The sequence below is a fragment of the Sutcliffiella sp. NC1 genome (genome assembly GCF_027594365.1).
GTDB classification, from domain to species: domain Bacteria; phylum Bacillota; class Bacilli; order Bacillales; family Bacillaceae_I; genus Sutcliffiella; species Sutcliffiella cohnii.
Window position 1 is genome coordinate 1,267,236 of sequence record NZ_CP115153.1, and the last position, 18,002, is coordinate 1,285,237.

At 35.4% G+C, this 18,002-nt stretch carries 15 protein-coding genes; 10 read left to right on the plus strand and 5 right to left on the minus strand.

The annotated features are described in order from the left end of the window. Positions 1–17 precede the first annotated feature (17 nt). Together O1A01_RS06360 and O1A01_RS06365 are read left to right on the plus strand one after the other, a co-directional pair. Positions 18–1,421, plus strand: coding sequence for an MFS transporter (locus O1A01_RS06360; RefSeq protein WP_066416638.1), 1,404 nt, complete (start codon positions 18–20; stop codon positions 1,419–1,421). Between the two features lie 65 nt (positions 1,422–1,486). After that, on the plus strand, positions 1,487–2,671 hold the full coding sequence (locus tag O1A01_RS06365; protein ID WP_066416677.1) for an amidohydrolase: 1,185 nt from the start codon (positions 1,487–1,489) through the stop codon (positions 2,669–2,671). Between the two features lie 58 nt (positions 2,672–2,729). Here the strand turns inward: O1A01_RS06365 and O1A01_RS06370 are convergent, their stop codons facing one another. Then, entirely contained in the window at positions 2,730–3,107 is a 378-nt protein-coding gene (locus tag O1A01_RS06370) for a DUF3899 domain-containing protein (RefSeq protein ID WP_066416635.1), read from the minus strand. A gap of 382 nt (positions 3,108–3,489) precedes the next feature. On the opposite strand from O1A01_RS06370, the gene O1A01_RS06375 reads away from it, so the two are divergent. The 6 genes from O1A01_RS06375 (at position 3,490) to O1A01_RS06400 (ending at position 10,756) form a co-directional block, all read left to right on the plus strand. After that, the gene (locus O1A01_RS06375) at positions 3,490–5,184 is read left to right on the plus strand and encodes a peptide ABC transporter substrate-binding protein (RefSeq protein ID WP_066416633.1); all 1,695 of its coding nucleotides are present in this window, start codon (positions 3,490–3,492) and stop codon (positions 5,182–5,184) included. Positions 5,185–5,339: 155 nt separating this feature from the next. After that, positions 5,340–6,269 carry an oligopeptide ABC transporter permease gene (gene opp3b, locus O1A01_RS06380; RefSeq protein WP_066416631.1) on the plus strand — a complete coding sequence of 310 codons (930 nt, stop codon included), beginning with the start codon at positions 5,340–5,342 and terminating at the stop codon, positions 6,267–6,269. Then, positions 6,269–7,276, plus strand: a complete 1,008-nt coding sequence (gene opp3C / locus O1A01_RS06385) for an oligopeptide ABC transporter permease (protein ID WP_066416628.1) — start codon at positions 6,269–6,271, stop codon at positions 7,274–7,276. Before opp3b ends, opp3C begins: the two co-directional genes overlap by 1 nt. Before the next feature lie 22 nt (positions 7,277–7,298). Further along, positions 7,299–8,366, plus strand: a complete 1,068-nt coding sequence (locus O1A01_RS06390) for an ABC transporter ATP-binding protein (protein ID WP_066416626.1) — start codon at positions 7,299–7,301, stop codon at positions 8,364–8,366. Continuing rightward, entirely contained in the window at positions 8,367–9,308 is a 942-nt protein-coding gene (locus O1A01_RS06395) for an ABC transporter ATP-binding protein (protein ID WP_066416623.1), read from the plus strand. It begins immediately after the preceding gene. 245 nt (positions 9,309–9,553) lie between these two features. Then, entirely contained in the window at positions 9,554–10,756 is a 1,203-nt protein-coding gene (locus tag O1A01_RS06400) for a putative glycoside hydrolase (protein WP_270065805.1), read from the plus strand. A 210-nt stretch (positions 10,757–10,966) separates the two neighbouring features. Here O1A01_RS06400 and O1A01_RS06405 read toward each other — a convergent pair whose 3' ends face one another. Then, entirely contained in the window at positions 10,967–11,155 is a 189-nt protein-coding gene (locus O1A01_RS06405) for a hypothetical protein (protein WP_066416618.1), read from the minus strand. A gap of 183 nt (positions 11,156–11,338) precedes the next feature. Here O1A01_RS06405 and O1A01_RS06410 point away from each other — a divergent pair, with 183 nt between their 5' ends. Next, positions 11,339–11,911 (plus strand): GNAT family N-acetyltransferase, encoded by a 573-nt coding sequence (locus tag O1A01_RS06410; protein ID WP_066416616.1) that lies wholly within the window; start codon positions 11,339–11,341, stop codon positions 11,909–11,911. 170 nt (positions 11,912–12,081) lie between these two features. Here O1A01_RS06410 and O1A01_RS06415 read toward each other — a convergent pair whose 3' ends face one another. The 3 genes from O1A01_RS06415 to O1A01_RS06425 are packed head-to-tail and all read right to left on the minus strand — an operon-like array spanning position 12,082 to position 17,125. Next, positions 12,082–12,813 carry an SGNH/GDSL hydrolase family protein gene (locus O1A01_RS06415; RefSeq protein WP_066416614.1) on the minus strand — a complete coding sequence of 244 codons (732 nt, stop codon included), beginning with the start codon at positions 12,811–12,813 and terminating at the stop codon, positions 12,082–12,084. A 23-nt stretch (positions 12,814–12,836) separates the two neighbouring features. Next, complete coding sequence (locus O1A01_RS06420) at positions 12,837–15,902, minus strand: efflux RND transporter permease subunit (RefSeq protein WP_066416611.1); 3,066 nt, start codon at positions 15,900–15,902, stop codon at positions 12,837–12,839. Then, positions 15,899–17,125 carry an efflux RND transporter periplasmic adaptor subunit gene (locus O1A01_RS06425; protein ID WP_066416609.1) on the minus strand — a complete coding sequence of 409 codons (1,227 nt, stop codon included), beginning with the start codon at positions 17,123–17,125 and terminating at the stop codon, positions 15,899–15,901. The genes O1A01_RS06420 and O1A01_RS06425 overlap by 4 nt, the downstream gene beginning before the upstream one ends. Positions 17,126–17,533: 408 nt before the next feature. On the opposite strand from O1A01_RS06425, the gene spxA reads away from it, so the two are divergent. Then, complete coding sequence (gene spxA / locus O1A01_RS06430; protein WP_066416607.1) at positions 17,534–17,932, plus strand: transcriptional regulator SpxA; 399 nt, start codon at positions 17,534–17,536, stop codon at positions 17,930–17,932. Positions 17,933–18,002 lie beyond the last annotated feature (70 nt).

Below are 18,002 nucleotides of genomic sequence, written 5' to 3' on the forward strand. Positions count from 1 at the left end.
TTTAAAGGAGGATCATCATGGAAGCTACCAACTATAAAGGTACGAATAAGATGATTGCAGGTATTGTATTTGGTGTTATTACATTTTGGTTATTTGCTCAAGCGATGGTAAATATCGTACCCGCGGTCCAAGCCGATTTAGGTATTGAACTAGGGGCATTAAATATAGCGATAAGTTTAACTTCTCTCTTTTCCGGTATGTTCATTGTTGTTGCAGGTGGATTAGCTGATAGAATGGGAAGAAAGAAAATTACGTATATTGGTCTTATTTTAAGTGTAATCGGTTCATTATGTTTAGTACTTGCACAAGGGGCAACATTACTAATTATTGGTCGTATACTGCAAGGTTTATCTGCTGCCTGTATCATGCCCGCTACTATTGCTTTAATGAAAGCATATTTTGAAGGTGCTGAAAGACAACGTGCACTTAGTTTTTGGTCTATCGGTTCTTGGGGAGGTTCTGGTATTACTTCTTTTGCCGGTGGTGCAATTGCAACATATATGGGATGGAAATGGATATTCATTTTCTCTATCATTTTCGCACTTTTAGCGATGTGGCTAATTAAAGAGGTACCAGAAAGCAAAGCAAAAACAACAGGTAAATTTAAGTTCGATTTCGGTGGATTAGGGATATTTATCGTTACGATGTTAGCGATTAACATATTAATAACACAAGGTGCTGACTTAGGTTGGACAAGTTTACCAACAATATTATTAGGAGTAGCATCCGTTCTTGGAGTTATCATATTTGTTAAATACGAAGCAAAAAGGAAAAATGCTCTTATTGATTTTGAATTATTTAAAAACAAACCATATACGGGAGCAACCATTTCAAACTTTTTATTAAATGCTGTAGCAGGGACATTAATCGTTGCTAATACGTATGTACAAGTAGGTCGCGGTTTTACTGCATTTCAATCTGGTTTACTTTCTATCGGTTATTTAATAGCGGTTTTAGGTATGATTCGTGTTGGTGAAAAGATCATGCAAAATACAGGTGCCAAAAAACCGATGATTTGGGGTTCAGCTATTACGTTAGTCGGTGTTGCTTTAATGGGATTAACATTTTTACCAGGATTCCTTTACACAGCAATGGTTTTCATCGGATTTATCCTTTTCGGTTTAGGTTTAGGAATGTATGCAACTCCATCAACTGATACTGCTGTTTCGGCAGCACCAGACGATAAGGTCGGAGAAGCTTCAGGTATTTATAAAATGGCAAGTTCATTAGGTAATGCATTTGGTATTGCCATTTCTGCAACGGTTTATAGTACTGTAGCAGCAGTAAGTACAGTTCATGTATCCGCAACAGTCGGAATTATCACGAACGTTATTTTCGCAGCTGTTTCATTATTATCGATCATTATTCTTGTTCCAAACGCTTCTAGAAAAGAAAAAAGAGTAGAAAAATTAGCTGGATAGATAAGTAAAAAAAGTAGGAGGTAATCCATTTTACCTCCTACAAAGTAATGAAAGGGGACCTTTTTATGAGAGAACAATTGATGACGATGTTAGAAGAACGAAAAAATGAAATGATTGATATTCGTCGTTATTTACATGAAAATCCTGAACTTTCCTTTCAAGAGGAAAAAACAGCAGCATATATAGCAAGTTTTTATAGTGGAAAAGATGTTGAGATCGTTACAAATGCAGGTAATGGGGAGGGTATAGTTGTTACGATTAAAGGTGAAAAACCTGGTAAAACTGTTGCATTAAGAGCTGACTTTGATGCGCTTCCGATAAAAGAGGAATTGGATGTTCCTTTTAAGTCAAAAAATGATGGTGTTATGCATGCTTGTGGTCATGATGCTCATACAGCTTATCTACTCGTTTTAGCGGACTGTCTAATTCAATTAAAGGACAAGCTACATGGAACGGTAAAAATCATACATCAACATGCAGAAGAAGTTCCACCTGGAGGAGCAAAAAGCATTGTAGAAGAGGGACATTTAGATGATGTAGATGCAATTTTCGGCATCCATGTATTACCGCTCGCACCTGCAGGGACTGTTGGCTATCGTAGTGGCTACTCCTTTAATGGTCGATCCTATTTTAAACTAAACTTACAGGCAAGTGGTGGACATGGCTCATCGCCACATAAGGCAAATGACGCGATTGTTGCAGGTGCTTATTTCGTAACAGCAGTGCAAACTATTGTTAGCCGTAGAGTTGACCCAATGAATGCGGGCGTTGTAACAATTGGATCGTTTGATGGTAAAGGAAGCTTTAATGTGATTAAAGACAGTATTGAAATAGAAGGGGATATTCGCTATTCCAACAATGAAACGAGAGAAATTATTGAGAAAGAAATTCATCGTATTGTGAAAGGAATAGAAGAACTTTTTGGAGTTAATTGTGAACTAACGTATGAACGAGACTATCCACCGCTATATAATGATCCAACATTGACAACCTTTGTTTCGGAAACTTTGAAAGAGGTGGCAGATGCAGATATTAAAGAAATAACAGAATTCCCTATGATGTCTCCATCAGAAGATTTTGCGTACTATTTAGAGAAGGTTCCAGGCTGTTATTTTTATATCGGTTGTACACCAAAAGGAGTAACTACACCATATTTCAATCATCATCCTAAGTTTGATATCGATGAAGAAGCTATTCTCGTTGCCGCAAAATCAGTAGGTTATGTTGTTTTAGAGTACATGAATAGCTAAAGTCATATTAGGTAAAAAGCTCACGATAATGTGAGCTTTTTCTACTTGAAAGTGCTCATTAAAAGTTATAGAAAAAGTATAAAGAAAACATCATGCATAAAAACAATATACAAGCCCCGCTAAACATCGTAGTTAATCTAATTGGTGCCGCTAATTCGGAAGGAGGTCGCATATTACGGACATCATGTTCCATTTCTTTTAATGCTTGTTTTGTTGCAAAAATTCTCCTGAATCCATATGTAATTCCATCAAAGAAGCCTTTTTGAGTAATAAAAACAAACAACGATACAAAAATCATTACACTTGATACAGCAAAAGAAGTATTAATAAAAGTGAGCAAATTGATTGTTCGGTAGTAGACAAGGCTAATAAGTAATGTGAGTGCTAAAAAAATGAGAAAGTATATCGTACTTTGTCGCAAATGCTTAACGAGCATTAGTATAAAACTCCTTACTTTTGTAACGTTCGTAAAACAAACAACATAGTGTGTTTCCTAAACGTAACATCTTTAAAATTGTTATAAAAAGTATTGTACAAAAACGTATATAAAAATACAAATGATACACTATAAGGTTAGAATTACTTATTGTAACATCTTTGTAACATTAGGCTAGGGTGAGGGGTGTTTAGTAATTTAGCACACTAAAATATATAGGTCTAAAGAACTATTTTATTTCCTATGAAGGTAGTCATAACAGTACTTTGTTACTTTTGTGTAAAAAAAATGTATGCAAAATGTTTAGAAAACTTGTATAATAAAATTCGTTACCTCAAACAGCGACACAAATCGACATAATTTTAGAAGGGGGATAAACAAAATGAAAAAGTCTAAATTTTTGATGTTCTTAACTTTTTCTCTTGTACTTAGTTTATTTTTAACAGCATGTGGTGCTGGCGGAAATAACAATGCACAAAATGGTGGGACAGGTACTGATCAACAAGCAGGTGAAGGAGAGCCTACTGGACCACAAGTACTTAACGTTTTAGAAAGTGCGGAAATCCCAACAATGGATTCTGTACTTGGAACAGATGCAGTTGCTTTTAACGTTATGAACAACGTATTCGAAGGATTATATCGTCTTGATGAAAACGATGAAATCGTAGAAGGTATTGCAACTACTCATGAAGTAAATGAAGAAGGAACAGTTTATACATTCACTCTTCGTGAAGATGCTGTTTGGTCTAACGGGACACCTGTTACTGCAAACGATTTCGTTTTTGCATGGCAACGTGCTGTAAACCCTGAAACAGGATCTGAATACGGTCCATATATGATGACAGGTAAAATCCAAAATGCTACTGAAGTTGCAAACGGAGACCTTCCGATTGAAGAACTTGGTGTTAAAGCATTAGATGATTACACTCTAGAGGTAACATTAGAGCAACCGGTCGCATACTTTTTATCACTTATGACATTCCCAACATTCTACCCTCAAAATCAAGAGTTCGTAGAAGAACAAGGTGACAGATACGCATTAGAACCAGAACATTTAATTTATAACGGTCCATTCGTACTTGATAGCTGGGAGCATGAAGTTGGTTGGACAATGAAGAAAAATGCTGACTACTGGGATGCTGAAACGGTAGTATTAGATGAAATTAACGTAAAAGTTGTTAAAGAAGTATCTACTGGTGTTAACCTTTACACAACTGGTAACATTGATATTTCACCAGGATTATCTTCTGAGTTCGTTACTCAATTCCAAAATGATCCTAACTTAACACAAGAATTAGAACCAGTTATTTTCTGGTTAAAGCTTAACCAAACTAGAAATGAAGCTTTAGCAAACGAAAACATTCGTCGTGCTATTGCAATGGCTGTAAATAAAGAAAACTTAACGAACATTATTTTAAATAATGGATCTATCCCGGCTGATTATTTCATCCCAACTGGATTCGTAACTCACCCAGAAACTGGGGAAGACTTCCGTGATGAATACGGTAACTTTAACTCATTCAATGTAGAAGAAGCACAACAATTATGGCAACAAGGTTTAGATGAATTAGGTGTAGATTCTGTAACGTTAGAAATTCTTGGTGGCGATACTGAGTCTGCGAAAAGAATGCAAGAGTATTTCCAAAACCAATTCGAAACTAACCTACCAGGTTTAACTATTCGTCTTAAAGAAGTACCGTTCGCACAACGCTTACAACTTGATGAGCAATTAGATTATGACATGCAAGTTGCAGGTTGGGGTCCAGACTATTTAGATGCAATCTCATTTGCTAACCTTTGGGTTACAGATGGTGGAAATAACAAGATGGGATATTCTAACGAAGAATATGACCAATTAATTAACGATGTAATGACAACTCATGCAAATGACCCAGCTGCTCGTTTTGAAGCAATGCAAGAAGCTGAGCGTATTGCATTAGAAGAGGATGCAGCAATTGTACCTCTTTACCAACGTGGTACAACTAGATTATGGCAACCATACGTGAAAAACGTATACCAACATAACTTTGGTCCAGATTTCACTTACAAGTGGACTTATATCACTGGTAAAAACTAAGGAATAAGTTATATCAGAATAATTAATTTTCTTTCGAAAGTGGAGAAAAGAGAGTATATTAGTACATATACTCTCTTTTTCCCTTATATTGAAATTTTCGCATTTTAAAGAAAATTTTCATACTTTTACAATACATCTAACAGGAGGTGCGGTTAATGGCAAAGTACATTTTAAAGCGATTACTGTATATGTTCATTACTTTATTCTTAATCGCTTCATTTACATTTTTCTTAATGAAATTGATGCCTGGTACTCCTTTTACGATGCAAGAAAAACTAACCGATGCGCAAAAAGTAATACTGCAAGAAAAGTATGGGTTGAATGACCCTGTCCCTGTGCAGTATGCAAAATATATGGGCAGTTTATTAAAGGGTGACTTAGGTATATCCTTTCAATACGATAATAGATCTGTTACAGAAATTATCGGTCAACGAATCGGTCCGTCAGCACAATTAGGTTTTCAAGCGTTAGTAGTTGGAACGATAGTAGGTATATTTTTAGGGGTGGTAGCAGCACTCAATCAAAATACTTGGATTGATTACTCATCCACGATCCTATCTGTAATTGGAAAATCTATTCCATCCTTCGTATTTGCAGGGCTATTACAGTATTATTTGGCAGTACAGTTAAGGTTGTTCCCTGTCGCCTTTTGGAATGGATGGGAGTATACGATATTACCAACGATTGCATTAGCAATGTTCCCAATTGCGATTGCATCCCGTTTTATGAGAACAGAAATGATTGAAGTATTAGGGTCAGATTATATTACATTAGCAAGAGCAAAAGGAGCTTCTTCCTTTGATATTGCTTATAAACATGCCCTTCGTAATGCACTAATCCCGGTTGTTACGGTATTAGGACCTTTATCAGTAAGCTTAATGACAGGTACTCTAGTAATTGAAAAAATCTTTGCTATTCCTGGTTTAGGAGAGCAGTTCGTAATTTCCATTCAAACATTAGATTATCCTGTAATTATGGGGACTACGCTATTCTTTGCGGCATTGTTTATTTTCGTAATTTTATTAGTTGACCTTCTTTATGGAGTTATCGACCCGCGTATTCGCTTAGCTGGAGGTAAGAAATAATGAAAAACAACTATGAAAACTTAAATAAAGATTTATTTCAACCGGCAGCTATTGATCCTAATAGTAGTGAAAAAATAACTAAACCGAGTTTAAATTATTGGCAAACAGCTTGGATTCGCCTAAAGAAAAATAAGGCTGCAATCTTTGGTGTATTCATTATAATTGTTATCGGATTTTTGGCACTTTTTGGGCCATTTATGAATGAATATACCTTTAAAGAACAGGACTTAACTAGATCAAATCTACCTCCGAAAATTCCAGTTATTGAGAATTTAGGAATACTAGACGGAACGAAAAACGGTGTAGATATGTACGAAGCAAGAGGGGTAGAGGATTATTTCTGGTTTGGAACAGATGCACTAGGCCGTGACCTTTGGACTCGTGTATGGACTGGTACTAGAATCTCTATCTATATCGCGTTACTTGCAGCAGTAATTGATATGATTGTTGGTGTTGCTTACGGTGGTATTTCCGCATTTTATGGTGGACGAGTAGATAACGTGATGCAACGTATTATTGAAGTACTAGTAGGAATACCGAACCTTGTTATCGTTATTTTGATGATCCTAGTAATGGAACCAGGTATTATAGCGATAACCATAGCCTTAACCATCACCGGTTGGGTTGGTATGGCCCGGGTTGTTCGTGGCCAAATATTAAAGCTAAAAGGTCAAGAGTTCGTATTAGCGTCTAAAACGTTAGGATCTACGAATAATAGAATTATTTCTAAACATTTACTACCTAACGTAGTAGGAGTAATTATTATCAATACTATGTTTACCATCCCAAGTGCGATTTTCTTTGAAGCTTTCTTAAGCTTTATCGGTTTAGGGTTACAAGCACCAATGGCTTCTTTAGGTACTCTAATTGATGATGGATTTAAATCGTTGCAGATTTTCCCTCATATTATGATCTTCCCTGCAATCATTATCAGTTTATTAATGATCGCATTTAACTTAGTAGCTGATGGTATGCGAGATGCACTAGACCCTAAAATGAAAGATTAGTCATAAAGGTAGGTGAACAATAATGGAAAAAATACTTGAAGTAAATAACTTACACGTTTCTTTTGATACGTACGGTGGTGAAGTAAAGGCAATCCGTGGTGTATCCTTTGATTTGAAAAAAGGAGAAACGTTAGCAATTGTTGGTGAATCAGGTTCGGGTAAATCTGTTACAACAAAAACAATTATGCGCTTATTACCAGAAAATAATTCTCGTATTAAAGAAGGAGAAATATTATTTGATGGTAAAGATATAGCAAAATTAACAGAATCTCAAATGCAAAAAATCCGTGGTAAAGATATTTCGATGATTTTCCAAGACCCAATGACATCGTTAAATCCAACGATGATTGTAGGAAAACAAATTATGGAAGGTATCATTAAACACCAAGGACTTAGCAAAGGTGCGGCAAAAGAAAAAGCAATTGATTTATTAAGACTTGTTGGTATTCCAATGCCGGAAGAGCGTTTCAAACAGTATCCTCATCAATTTTCTGGTGGTATGAGGCAGAGGGTTGTAATTGCGATCGCTCTTGCGTGTAATCCAAAAATATTAATTGCAGATGAACCAACAACAGCGTTGGACGTAACAATTCAAGCTCAAATTCTTGATTTGATGAAGGATTTACAAAAGAAAATTGATACTTCTATCGTATTTATCACCCATGATCTTGGGGTAGTTGCGAACGTAGCAGATCGAGTTGCAGTAATGTATGCTGGCCAAATTATTGAAATGGGAACTGTTGATGAAATATTCTATGACCCACGTCACCCATACACTTGGGGGCTTTTAAGTTCCATGCCAGATTTAGATTTGAAAGAAGCGGCACTTTATGCGATACCGGGTACACCACCAGATCTATTAGATCCACCAAAAGGTGATGCATTTGCTCCGCGTAATGAGTTTGCACTGCAAATTGATCATGAAATGGAACCGCCAATGTTTAAAGTGTCTGATACACACTACGTTAAAACTTGGTTATTACATGAAAATGCTCCAGACGTACAACCACCACTAGCGGTTAAAAAACGTCAGCGCAATATGCCAAACAATTATGACAAGCCTGTTATGGTAAAGGACGGTGTTGAATAAATGGCTACGCAAGAAAAACTAGTAGAAATAAAAAACTTAAAGCAATATTTCAACGTCGGAAAACCTAACATGGTTAAAGCAGTAGACGGTTTAAATTTTGATATTTACCGTGGTGAAACGTTAGGTTTAGTAGGTGAGTCCGGTTGTGGTAAATCTACAACAGGACGCACGATCATCCGTCTTTACGATGCTACTGACGGTGAAGTATTGTTTGAAGGTGAAAACGTACACGGTAAAAAATCTAAAAAAGATTTACTAAAATTTAACCGTAAAATGCAAATGATTTTCCAAGATCCTTATGCATCCCTTAACCCAAGAATGACGGTTGCTGATATTATTGCAGAAGGATTAGATATTCACGGTTTGGTAAGTAATAAAAAAGAAAGATTAGCAAGAGTTCATGAATTGTTAGAAACGGTTGGTTTAAACAAAGAACATGCTAACCGATACCCACATGAGTTTAGTGGTGGACAAAGACAACGTATCGGAATTGCACGCGCGTTAGCAGTTAAGCCGGAATTTATCATTGCTGATGAGCCTATTTCAGCACTAGATGTTTCTATTCAAGCGCAAGTTGTTAATCTATTAAAAGAACTTCAACGTGAAAAAGGATTAACTTTCTTATTTATTGCCCATGACCTTTCCATGGTTAAGTACATTAGTGATCGTATTGGAGTTATGTATTTCGGTAAAATTGTAGAGCTTACAACGAGTGAGGAGTTATACAATAATCCGATTCACCCTTACACAAAATCACTATTGTCTGCAATACCTCAACCAGATCCTGATACAGAACGCCAACGTAAACGTATTGCATATGATCCGAAAATGCACAATTATTCAAAAGACGAGGAATTAAAATTACGTGAAATTAAACCTGGTCATCTTGTACTATGTTCGGAAAAAGAATACGCAGAATATAAAAAACAATATGGCAACTAATTATTGTAACGATCTCATTATTCGAGGTCGTTTTTTTTTATTTATAGTAATATTTAAAATATTATTAATATCTAATATATTTTACAATAGAATAATAAAAAATACTATTATAAATTTTCAATAAAAAGTAAAAGTAATACCTTTAATTGGACTTCGTTTTTTTTGAAGAATTTTGTTGAAATACATAAAATAATATCGAGTATCCTTTATAATAGAGGTAGCAGCAAAGTAAATGGGGGATAAAAATGGAAAAAAAATTATCGATCGTCGTCTCTATCGTATTGCTCCTTACACTCTTTCCAATAAAAAACGCAGCAGATGAAGTGAAAAGGATAACAACACATCAGTTAAAACCAATTATGACTCAACTACGTGAAATACCGAATGATATGGAAAGATTTGCATTTGATTCTGGTCATGTTTTTGAATATCCAGATGCTGTTAGAGGAATATATGTTACTGGTCATTCAGCTGGTGGAAGTAGATTTGAAAGCCTATTGGATTTAATGGACACAACAGATTTAAACGCGATGGTTATTGATATAAAAGATGACCATGGCTATTTAACTTACTTACCTGATGAAGGTTCACCTTTTTCTAATATTGCACAACCATATATTAAAGACCCACATCAAATGATAGCTACGTTAGAGGAAAAGCAAATTTATCCAATCGGTCGTATTGTTGTTTTTAAAGATAGTGTAATTGCAGAAATGAAACCTGAATGGTCGTTCTTAGATGGAGATAAAGTATGGCTAAATCGAAGAGGAGAAGCTTTCGTAAATCCATTTTTGAAAGAAGTGTGGGATTATAATATTGACATTGCAATTGAAGCAGCAAAATTAGGATTTCAAGAAATACAATTCGATTACGTTCGTTTTCCAGAAGGTTTTGAGAAGCGAGATGAAGATTTAAAATATAGTCTTGGCGATTATGAAGACATGGAATTAGACAATGTTCAAAAGAGAGTGGAAGCAGTTACAAACTTCGTTGAATATGCAAAAGAAAGATTAGAGCCATATAACGTTCAAGTAAGTGTAGATATATTTGGTTATACAGCAACGTTACCTGAAGCTCCTGGCATTGGCCAAAACTTCAGTAAAATTTCCGAGCATGTAGACGTCATTTCATCAATGATATATCCAAGTCATTGGACCGCCTATTTCGGAATTCCGAAACCAGACCTAGAGCCATATAAGCTTGTTGCTGAATATGCGAAGCTTGAAAATGCAAAGCTAGATCAATTAGAAAACCGACCAATATCAAGACCGTGGATTCAAGACTTTACAGCGACATGGTTAGGTGCGGGGAATTATATTCCGTACGGAAAAGCTGAAGTAGAAGCACAAATTCGCGCATTAAATGATAATGGAATTCATGAATTTCTATTATGGAATGCTGGAAATAGGTATACGTCAGGTGTTACCTATAAACCGAATAATGACTAGGGGCTGACCAAAAAGTCACAAAACAGTGGAGAAACGAATTGTTTTTCCACTGTTTTGTTTGTAAGGATTTCATTCAGAAAGTAGGTTTTCATGGTATAAAGAATAAACACAATTTGTAGTAATAACTAATGAAATTTTGAAATCCTAATAAGGGACACGAACAAAAGAAGTCCTAAAAGTCAGTTTCTACTGACTTTTAGGACAGCCCCGTTAATTATTGTTTTTTCCCCCAACATTTTTCCAACCTGTTTGGATACTTATTGATTTATCAGCAACGACTGTTTTCTTTTTTCCGCCAAAAAGTCTTTCCCCAATACCGTTTGTAAGAACACCCATCACAGCAGTTATCGCAATAATTAACACCATCACAATTGTAAAATCGATAAAGTAATCAAGCATAATTCCATCCCCTTTTTATGTAAAAATCTTTTTAATAACTATTTTTAGGAATTAAAATCTTTACCTCTTATCTTTATTGTATTGCATGTTTACCGGAAAAGAAAGGGGGGATATTAACATTTATAAGCACGAATCTGTTTTACGTTCACATATATATAAGGTAGAAAGGAGTTTAACTAACCTGTGAATTGGTATGAAAAACTAAACCAATATTTTCCAATAGAGGAAATGAAGTCGAAGGAACATATGGAATTATTATTAAAAGAGCAAGGGGAAGTTTATCATAAAGATGAAGGAGAACATCACGTATTAATGTATGCGGAGTTCGAACAGTTTATTTTTATTGACTATTTATTCGTGTCCAGCAACGCAAGAGGACAAGGGTTAGGTAGAAAACTTATTGAAAAACTAAAAAATAAAAATAAACCAATTATTTTAGAGGTGGAACCAATTGATTATGAAGATTCTGATTCGGAAAAAAGGTTGCGTTTTTACAAACGTGAAGGATTTCAGCATGCGTCCTCTATCGGGTATAGACGTCGTAGTTTAGCAACGAACGAAGTGAATCAAATGGAAATATTGTATTGGTCTCCAACAAACGAAGATGAGGAAACGATATACAATGGTATGAAAAAGATGTATGAACAAATTCATACGTACAAAGATAAGCAACTGTATGGTGAATCATATGAAGCTGTTGAAAAGGTATTAACATATAATGAAAATAATGAGGACGATATGCTACGGCAAATATAAACGAGGGATGTCCTAAAAGTCAGTAGAGACTGACTTTTAGAACTTTTTACATCTAACACATTAAAATAGAATAGGTTTAAATATTGCACGTATGTTAGTTATTAATACAAAGACAGTGGGAAAACGAATCGTTTCCCACTGTCTAAATGTTTTGGAGAGCCTTAACTTCTTCATTCTTGATTGAATTCCTCGTACTGTTTAATAAGCTCTTTCACGATGATGGTGTATCCTTCATCTGTAGGGTGGATGTCGTCCTCTTTTATATGCGTATACGTAGTTTCCTTATTAAAAAAAGGTTGCAAAGGGTTAATTAGAAACGTGTTATCTTTCTTACTATGTTTTTCTAGCTGCTCATTAAAGGCCTCCGCATATCTAACTCCAGGTTCACGTAACGGATGATTCTCTGGATATGGGTTATATAGGCCGATTAAATATATTTGAGCCTCTTTATTTAAGTCACGTAAAAAAGCATATAATGCATTATACGTTTGTTCTAACAAGAGCGCTCGCTGTTTTAATTCACGTTCTTCAACATTTGGTAGGGCTCTAATTGTTTGTAAAAAATCATTACCCCCAATAGAAAGTGTAATAATATCTGCCCCTTTTAGTCGGTTTTGCAAGCCTATATCTGTTTGTAGGTATGTGAGTAGCCCTATGCTTGATATTCCAGGTATCCCGTAATTTTCAACTGTTACTTCGTTAGCTTCTCTTAAATAGGAAACAAACTGTGGAACAAAACCGTTAATTCTTAAATAATTATGTTCTGTTGAGCCGTAACCTGCAGTTAATGAATCACCGATGGCAATGTACGAAATGTTTCTTGGTGATTCAGCGTTGGCTGCAGGATAAATGATAAAACAGGCAAAGAGAAGGATGAAAACAAATAAGCCTTTTTTGATCATTGTATTTTCCCCTCCAATACAAATTAGGCTGTTATTTGATCTTTAGCATTTCTTCTTTTTTCTCGCCATTGATCAAATAGGTAATAAACGACTGGGATGAAAATTAAAGTAATCACCGTTGCAAAGCTTAAACCAAATACGATAACAATTGCCATTGGTTGTTGAATCTCCATTCCCTCTCCAATTCCAATCGTTAAAGGAATTAAACCTAAAATAGTTGTTAGTGCAGTCATGAAGATTGGTCGTATTCTCGTAGGACCTGCTTCTAAAATTGCTTCTGTCGTTGAAAGACCTTGCTTTTTTAATATGTTGACATAATCTACGAATACAATCGCATTATTAACGACGATTCCGGTTAATATGAGCATCCCGACGAGTGAGCCAACTCCAATAGGTTGATTCGTTAAGAGTAACCCAGTAATTATACCTATTGCCGTTAGCGGAATAGAAAACATTATGATCAAAGGGTAGAAATAAGATTCAAATTGGCCGGCCATCACCATGTACACTAAAACGATTGCTAGAAGTAGAGCTCCTCCCAGCTTAAAGAAAGCATCGTTCATTTGCTCGTCTTGACCACCGAACGAGATTTTGTATTGGTTTGTTGGTAAATATATCCTATCTCTTAATTCCTTTTCAATATCGTCTACAATACTGCCTAAATCACGATCTACAATATGGGCATTTACCGTTATTTCCCGTAAACGATTTGTTCTCGTAATTTGCGTTGGCCCTTGTCCGCGACTAATGCTAGCAACAGCTTGTAACGGAATCGTTTCACCGAGTGGTGTTGTAATAAGTAAATTTTCAAGCTGTTCAATAGATTGAGTATATGTATCTTCTAATGCAAGTCGAATATTTAACTCTTCACCGTCTCGAGCAAGTTGAGAGGCAACAATACCTCTAGTAGCGTTCGAAACAGCCATTGCTACTTGAGCGCTACCTATCCCGTATTGACTAGCTTTTGTGCGATCAAGCTGAACAACTATTTCAGGGTTCCCTTCTGTATAGTTAGAAGTAGGTTCTCTTACACCGTCTACCTCTGAAATTATAGAAATGACATCATCTGCTATACCTTTTAAAGTGTTTAATTCTGGTCCTGTAATGCTTAATGAAATAGGATGAGATGAAAAGCCGGAATCGCTAGATGAAATTGAAATATCCGCGCCAGGAATGTTTTTTAAACGTTGCCTAATGTCATCTGCTATTTGCATATCTGTTCTATTCCGTTCATTTACAGGTTTTAATAAAATACTATAATTTGCTCGGTTCGTTTGCGTACCTGCTCGAACGGAAAAGTTATCAGCTCCGCCAACTGTAATAAACGTAGAATCTATTTCATCTAACATTTGTAATTGTTCATTAATATCTTCCATAACAGCGTAAGTTGCTTCTAAAGCGCTTCCTTCTGGCAACCTAGCCGACATAGAAATAAAACTTTGGTCCTGTTGAGGTAAAAATTCTTTTCCTAAGAACGGAATGCCTATTAGTGAAATAGAAAACAGAAATAAAACGAGCGAAACCGTCTTTTTTGGGTGTTTAAGTGCTGATTGTAATACACGTCTGTACCATTGAGTAAAAGTAGAAAACCTTTCTTCGAAATTCGATTGCTTTTTATTCACCTTTAAAAGAAGGGAAGAAAATAAAGGTACAATAATTAAAGCTGTAAATAAAGATGCTAGTAATGAAAAAGAAATAACTAAAGCGAGTGGTTTAAACAATTGAGCTGCTAAGCCGTCAACAAATACAATCGGTAAAAAGACGATTACGGTCGTCAAAGTAGAAGCAACGATAGCAGGTCCAACTTCCCCAGCCCCTTTAATTGCGGCATCCTTTAAAGACAATCCACTTTGGCGTAGGCGATAAATGTTCTCTAAAATAACAATCGCGTTATCGACCATCATACCAATACCTAATGCTAATCCACCAAGCGTTAATAAATTGAGAGTTTGACCTGTGAAATACATAAAGATAAAAGTAGTAACGATAGATATAGGAATCGAGAAGGCGATAATTAATGTGCTTCGTACATTTCTTAAAAAGAGAAAAAGTACTAGTGCTGCAAGTATACTACCAACAATCATATTTGTTGCTACTGCTCGAATGGATTGTTCAATAAAATCACTCTGGTTAAAGATTGATTTTATTTGTACCCCTTCTGGTAATATTTTTTTCATTTCTTCTATTTGTTTTTCGATATCATTTGCTACAGTAACTGTGTTAGAGCCTGATTGTTTTAAAATAGAAATACCTACAGCAGGCTCCCCGTTTAAGTAACTAAGTTGAGTCGTTGGCTCTAATGTTTCTATTATTTCACCAAGCTCATCAAGTGTAATTACTCCGTTTTTAGTTGGAATTGGAAGACTTTTAACGTCAAAAATATTTTCATATTGTCCAGTTATTCTTATTGGTAAATTTTGATTTTGGTCCTGTAGGGCCCCTCCAGGTAAATTTAAATTTTCAGAGGCGATAATTTGTTGAAGTTGATCTAACGTTACTCCATAAGAATTTAATTTATTTGGATCTAACGTAATTCGTATTTCGTTCGCAGCCCCACCTTCAACAGAAATGGATGCAATCCCATCAACATTATTTAAAACAGGGACAATTTCTTGCTCAGCCAATTGTTTTGCTTTTGTCATTTCACCAGTCGGATCGGTAACAGCTAATTGAACAATCGGTAAATCACTAGGATTAAACCGTAGAACTCTCGGTGTATTCGCACCAGCTGGTAAAAAGTCACGAACCGAATCGATTCTTTCTCGCATGTCGAGTGAAGCAAAATCCATATCTGTACCCCATTCAAAGGCGACTAGTACAAGTGAACCTCCAGACCGAGAAATGGAAGTAACAGATTCTACGTTAGGTAAAGTTCCCATCGCATTTTCAATAGGGCTTGAAACTAAGTTTTCAATTTCCTCTGGACCTGCCCCTTCGTACGTTGTCGTAACAGCCACGATAGGGAATGTTAATTCAGGAAATAAATCCACAGGCATTCCTCTCATACTTACTCCACCTAATATAAGCATGAGAACAATAACCATAGACATTGCTATTGGTCTTAAAACGGATAACTTTGCTATATTCATGAATCTTGTCCACTTTCTTGAATTAAAATTTCAGAACCATCTTTCAATCGTTCCTTCCCAGAGGTTACGACTATGTCACCTTCGGATAAACCTTCCATAACTTGAATAACTTTATCATCTCTGAAACCAACTGTTATTTGTCTTCGAACCGCCTTATTATTTTCAATTACAAAAACATATGGTTCATTTTCTTCATACAGGACTGCTTCGATGGGCACTACAGTTTGGGCCTCTAATTCATCAATATCTACAATTGCAGTAGTTCGCATTCCACCTAATATTTTCCCTTCTGTATTACTTACAGGTACTGTAACGGTAAACATATTTGTTTGTTGGTTAACAGTAGGTGATACGACATCAATGGACGATTCGTACGAGTCAGATACACCTTGAAAAGTTAAGGTTACATTTTGCCCAGGTAATAAACTACTAACTTGATAACTATTCACAGCAAAGGTTGCATTAATTGTATCAAGTTGAATAACGGTAGCGATCGGTAATTGTGGCGTCGCAATTCCATCTTCTATAACATTTAATTCTGATATAATGCCATCAATTGGACTTGTGATGCGTGTTAGTTCTTCTAATTGCTCCGCTTGTCTCAAACTTTGGCGTGCTTGTTTTAATTGCATTTCTAATTCTGCTGTATTAAAGGTTGGTATTTGTTGAACTTGACTAGCTACAGACGAAAGTTGTGCTTGTTTTATCATTACTTCTATTGAACTTTGAATTAAATCTAGTGAGGTGACTGCTCCAGTCTCAACACCGTCTAACAGGCTTTGAGATTTTTGTAGAGATTGGTTTAATTCCTCTTGGAGTTTGGGTATTTCAGAAAGAAGAGTATCATTACTCGCCATATTTTCCACTTCTTTCATTTTAGATAATGCATTTTCTAGTTCATTTATCGCTTCTCTTGTTTGAGCGACTTGTTCTTTTGCAGTTGAAGAATCTAACGTAACGATTAGGTCGTCCTTTTTAACACGATCTCCAATTCGAACGTGAACTTTCTCAACCGTCAGAGGGGAAGTAGTTAATAGGGGCATTTGTACACTAGGTACTGCAACACCAGATAACTCAATGGAATTCGTAATGTTTTGAACGGAAACAGTTTCTACTGTTACAGGAATTTCGTTGCCTTCCGTATTTTGACTTGTTATTTCTTTTTGAGTACAAGCTACTAACAAGAAAGGGAGTAAAAATAATAATAGAAATTTTTTAAACAAAAAATATCACCACTTACTTATGTTGTCTAAATATAAAACTATCATGTATAAGTGCAGCGTACAATTTAAGATTTAACAGGATATAAAGGGAGTGTTGGAAATGTTAACATTTTGTGAACATTCGTTAAAACGTTCAAAAAAATGAAACTTTTATATTCGATTTTTCGTTATATAATGTATAAAGAGTAGTCATTAATAATCATTATCAATGGCTAAATATTAAAGGAGTGAGGAAAAAAAGTACATACAGGAAGTGTAAAGTGTATAAATAGAAGAAATTAGACTATATTTTTTAACATTTTTCATGTATAATTGATAATAGAAATTACTAAATTAAAGTTATTTCAAATAAGAATAATTATTATAGATTAGCATTGTCCATATTCGTTAAAAGGAGAGGAAAAGTTCATGGTAACGTTATATACATCTCCAAGTTGTACATCTTGTCGTAAAGCAAAAGCGTGGTTAGAGGAGCACGATATTCCATTTAAAGAAAGAAACATTTTTTCGGAACCACTATCTCTACAAGAGATTAAAGAAATTTTACGAATGACAGAAGAAGGTACAGATGAAATCATTTCAACAAGATCAAAGGTATTCCAAAAACTGAATATAAATGTGGAATCGATGCCTTTACAGGAGCTGTACTCTGTTGTTCAAGAGCACCCTGGGTTATTAAGAAGACCAATTATTATTGATGAAAAAAGATTACAAGTTGGATACAACGAAGATGAAATTCGTAGATTTTTACCACGTAAAGTTAGAAGTTATCAATTACGAGAAGCACAACGCTTAGTAAATATGTAATTAAAAAGAGGTCAATCATAGATTGACCTCTTCGTTATTTTTTAATTATAGATAATAGGAATAGGAAAGA